This is a genomic window from Pseudonocardia sp. KRD291 (assembly GCF_019263595.1).
In the GTDB taxonomy this organism is placed as follows: domain Bacteria; phylum Actinomycetota; class Actinomycetes; order Mycobacteriales; family Pseudonocardiaceae; genus Pseudonocardia.
The window spans coordinates 1-4,160 of record NZ_JADQDD010000409.1; the positions used below are offsets into that span (position 1 = coordinate 1).

Annotated in this window: 4 protein-coding genes; 3 read left to right on the forward strand and 1 reads right to left on the reverse strand. The window is 73.4% G+C overall.

Annotation, left to right across the window (positions count from 1 at the left end; genetic code table 11):
- The first annotated feature begins 2 nt into the window (after positions 1–2).
- The 3 genes from I4I78_RS30840 (at position 3) to I4I78_RS30850 (ending at position 3,336) form a co-directional block, all read left to right on the forward strand.
- On the forward strand, positions 3–569 hold the full coding sequence (locus I4I78_RS30840) for a sigma-70 family RNA polymerase sigma factor (RefSeq protein WP_218615036.1): 567 nt from the start codon (positions 3–5) through the stop codon (positions 567–569).
- A gap of 175 nt (positions 570–744) precedes the next feature.
- Entirely contained in the window at positions 745–2,187 is a 1,443-nt protein-coding gene (locus tag I4I78_RS30845) for a DUF5667 domain-containing protein (protein ID WP_218615037.1), read from the forward strand.
- Between the two features lie 174 nt (positions 2,188–2,361).
- Positions 2,362–3,336 (forward strand): HAD family hydrolase, encoded by a 975-nt coding sequence (locus I4I78_RS30850; protein WP_374225950.1) that lies wholly within the window; start codon positions 2,362–2,364, stop codon positions 3,334–3,336.
- 30 nt (positions 3,337–3,366) lie between these two features.
- On the opposite strand, the gene I4I78_RS30855 is transcribed toward I4I78_RS30850, so the two are convergent.
- A partial coding sequence (locus tag I4I78_RS30855) for a lysophospholipid acyltransferase family protein (protein ID WP_218615038.1) occupies positions 3,367–4,160 on the reverse strand: 794 nt, incomplete at its 5' end.

Genomic DNA, 4,160 nt, shown 5'->3' on the forward strand with positions numbered 1-4,160 from the left:
ACGTGCAGGAACCCCCCACCGACGAGGGCAACTCCTGGACGCTGGTCGAGGCCAGCCAGGCCGGTGACGTGCGCGCGTTCGGCGAGCTCTACGAGCGCTACCACGACGTCGTGTTCCGGTACGTGCTGTTCCGGATGGGCGACCGCTCGTTCGCCGAGGACATCACGCAGGAGACGTTCGTCCGCGCGCTGCGCCGGATCGGCTCGGTCAGCTACCAGGGCCGCGACATCGGCGCCTGGTTCGTCACGATCGCCCGCAACCTGATCTTCGACTACGTGAAGTCCAGCCGGTACCGGTTGGAGTCGACCACGTCGGAGATCGTCGAGCTGTCCCCGGCGACCGGCGGGCCCGAGCAGCAGGTACTCGACAACGCGACGAACTCCGAGCTGCTCGCCTCGATCGACAAGCTCAACCCGGACCAGCGCGAGTGCATCCAGCTGCGCTTCCTGCGGGGGCTCTCGGTCGCCGAGACCGCCGAGCTGATGGACCGCAACGAAGGCGCGGTCAAGGCACTGCAGCACCGCGCCGTCCGCCGACTCGCCCAGTTGCTGCCGGAAGGCCTGAGATGAGTGAGCCGAACGGTCTAACTGGATGTCCCGATGACGCCACTGCGACGAATGCGCTACTCGATGCGGTGAACGGTATTTTCGCCGTAACCTCCGCGCTCCCGCCTCGTTGTGTAGACGAGCGCAGGTTGAGCGCGACGCTGATGAGCAGCGCAGGACTGCAGTGAGGACGGACGACATGCCGGGGGCATGGCACGAGGACGACAGGCAGCGGGCCGAGGACGGGCACGAACAGGTGCCGCCCGGCGCGTCCGCCGCGGAGGAGCTCGCGCACGAGATCGCGCTGGCGGCCGCGCTGGACCGCAGCCGCCCGTCGCTGTCCCCTGATCCGCAGGCCTCCGCACGGATGCGCCGGCGGCTCGTCGAGGCGATGGCCGAGCGGGATGCCATGCGTCCGCGGACGCCGGCACCGGACCCCTCCGAACTGACCACACCGCTGGGCGCACCGATCCGGGACGTCGCGCCCGTCGGCGACACCGCACCGGCCGCCTCGGTCGGCCGCGCAGCCGGAGAGCGCACGCTCTCCGCGACCGGCACCGGCCCGGACCGCCGCATCCGGAGCCGACGCGCCCGGCACGTGCTGCCCGACGACCACCCGGACCAGGCCTCCGCCGCGGGCGCTTCGGCGTCGGGCGGCACCGCGGAGAGCCGTCCCTCCGACGGCCGCCCCTCGGCGCGCCCGTCCGGGCGTCGCCGGCCCAGCCTGCGCAAGCGCTTCGGCGTCGTGGTGACGGCCGTGGCCGCGCTCGCCGTCCTGGCCGGGGTGGCCGCCACCGCCAGCCGCACCGCGCTGCCCGGCGACTCGCTCTACGGGGTCAAGCGGGTCACCGAGTCCACCGGCGGCGCCTTCACGTTCGGCGACCAGGCCGAGGCCGCGCGCCAGCTCGAGCTGGCCCGTACCCGGGTCGACGAGATCGAGAGGCTGATGGACCGGAGCACGCCGCCGGAGCCCTCGACGGTCACCTCGGCGATCGACGACTTCGACACCGCCACCAGCAACGGCAGCCGGCTGATGCTGTCCGCGGAGCGGTCGGCGGGCGGTTCGCAGCTCGGCGACCTCCGCACCTGGGCCACGGCGCAGTCCGGCCGGATGGAGCAGCTGCGAGCGTCGATGCCGCAGACCATCGTCCCGGAGGCCGACGACTCGATCGCGCTGCTGGAGCGGGTCCTCACCCGCACCGAGGCGCTGCGGGCCCGCACCGGCTGCAGCGGGTCGGGCACCGACTCGGTCGACGACCTGGGCCCGCTGCCCTCGTCCGGCGCCTGCGTCCCGGACTCGGGTACGGCCCGGTCCGAGCAGCAGGACACCGAGGAGCCCGGCACCGACGAGTCCGGCACCGGTTCGCCGGAGCCGGAGTCCCCGACCGAGTCGTCCGGGTCGAGCTCGCCGAGCCCGTCGACGAGCGGGACCTCCGAGCAGCCGGGTCTCGGCCCCATCCTCGGTGGCGACCCCGCCCGGTCGCAGAGTGGCGAGCCCAGCAGCCCGAGCAGCTCGTCGGGCAGCTCCGGCTCCGGTTCGAGCAGCTCCACGAAGTCGACGACCGACTCGCCCGAGCCGCTGCTGCCGCCGATCACCCTTCCGCCGCTGCTGCCCGGCATCGGCCCGGTCACGATCGGCTGACCGACACCGGCGAACGCCCGACGGGGCCACCTCAGCACGATGCTGTGGTGGCCCCGTCGTCATCCGGGCCCGGTGCCCGGGTCGCGGCGTGACGGTCGTGATGCACGGCGGCCCCCGGGCGGCAGGCGCAGTAGGGTGAACGATGTCCGTGTCCGCACCCGAGGAAGGCTGGTCGTGGTGAGCGATCCCGAGCCGCGTACGCCCACCGGGGACGGCGACGCCACCGGCGACGGACGTTCCGAGGTGGCCGGGATCGCCGAGTCCGGCCGGGTCCTGGACCGGGTGACCGCGCTGGATCCGGCCCGCCGGGCCGGTGAGGCCTCCGCCGCCGCCGCGGTGGCGGCCGAGGAGCTCGTCGGGCACGACGGGGACGAGCCGCCGCCGGACCTGACCGCCGCGGCGTTCTTCGACTGCGACAACACGATGATGGTCGGCGCGTCGATCTTCCACTTCGCCCGCGGCCTGGCCGCGCGCAAGTTCTTCTCCGCCGCGGACATGCGCGGCTTCGCCTGGCAGCAGCTCAAGTTCCGGGTCGGCGGCCGGGAGGACAAGGGCGGCATCGCCGGACATCGCGACACGGCGCTCTCGTTCGTCGCCGGCCGGTCCGTCGAGGAGGTCATGGCGATGGGCGAGGAGATCTACGACGAGCTGATGGCCGACCGGATCTGGGCCGGCACCCGGGCGCTGGCCCAGATGCACCTCGACGCAGGCCAGCGCGTCTGGCTGGTCACCGCGACCCCGGTGGAGCTGGCCCTGATCATCGCCCGGCGCCTGGGTCTGACCGGCGCGCTGGGCACCGTCGCGGAGAGCGTGGACGGCCTCTACACCGGCCGCCTCGTCGGGGAGATCCTGCACGGCCCGGCCAAGGCGCACGCGGTGCGCGCGCTGGCCGCGTCCGAGGGCCTGGACCTGCGTCGCTGCGCCGCCTACTCGGACTCGGTGAACGACGTGCCGATGCTGGCCGCGGTCGGCACCGCCGTCGCGGTCAACCCGGACTCGGAGCTGCGTGACGTGGCCAAGGCCCGGGAGTGGCAGATCCGCGACTTCCGCACCGGACGCAAGGCGGCCCGGATCGGCGTCCCGTCGGTGCTCGGTGCCGGCGCGCTCGCCGGTGCCGTCGCCGCGGGCGTGGCCTACCGCAAGCGCTGAGACCTCCTCCGGCCGGCCGGAGGAGGCGCGTCAGCCCAGGAAGACGTTGCGGCGCTGCGAGAGCAGCCGGTAGAGCGTGTGCTGGATCGTCTCCCGGACCTGGTCGGTCAGGTTGAACACCAGCATCGGGTCGTCGGCGTCGGCCGGGGTGTGGTCGTCGGTGCGGATCGGCTCGCCGAACTCGATGTACCACTTGGACGGCAGCGGGACCAGGCCGGCGGGACCGAGCAGCGGGAACGTCGGGGTGATCGGGAAGTAGGGCGCCCCGAACAGCCGGGCCAGCGGCGCGATGTCGCCGATCTTGGGGTAGGTCTCCTCGGCGCCGACGATGGAGCACGGGATGATCGGGACGCCGGTGCGCAGCGCGGCCGAGACGAACCCGCCGCGACCGAACCGCTGCAGCTTGTAGCGGTCCCGGAACGGCTTGCCGATGCCCTTGAAGCCCTCCGGGAACACCCCGACCAGCTCACCGTTCGCCATCAGCCGCTCGGCGTCGGGCATGCACGCCAGCGTCGCGCCGCTCTTGCGGGCCACCGAGCCGGCCACCGGGAGCCGGAACATCAGGTCCGCCCCGAGCAGGCGCAGGTGCCGCCCGGCCGGGTGCTCGTCGTGCACCGCGACGGTGGACATCATCGCGTCCAGCGGCAGCGTGCCCGAGTGGTTGGCCACCAGCAGCGCGCCACCGGAGTCCGGGACGTGGTGCATGCCGATCGTCTCCACCCGGAACCAGCGCTGGTAGAGCGGGCGCAGCGCGGGCAGCACGAGCGTGTCGGCGAGCTCGGCGTCGAACCCGAACTCGTCGACCGCGTAGTCGCCGGCCAGCC

Bases quoted from the DNA above. Each gene is read 5' to 3' on its own strand.
- I4I78_RS30845 (WP_218615037.1), top strand. From the start codon at position 745: ATGCCGGGGGCATGGCACGAGGACGACAGGCAGCGGGCCGAGGACGGG.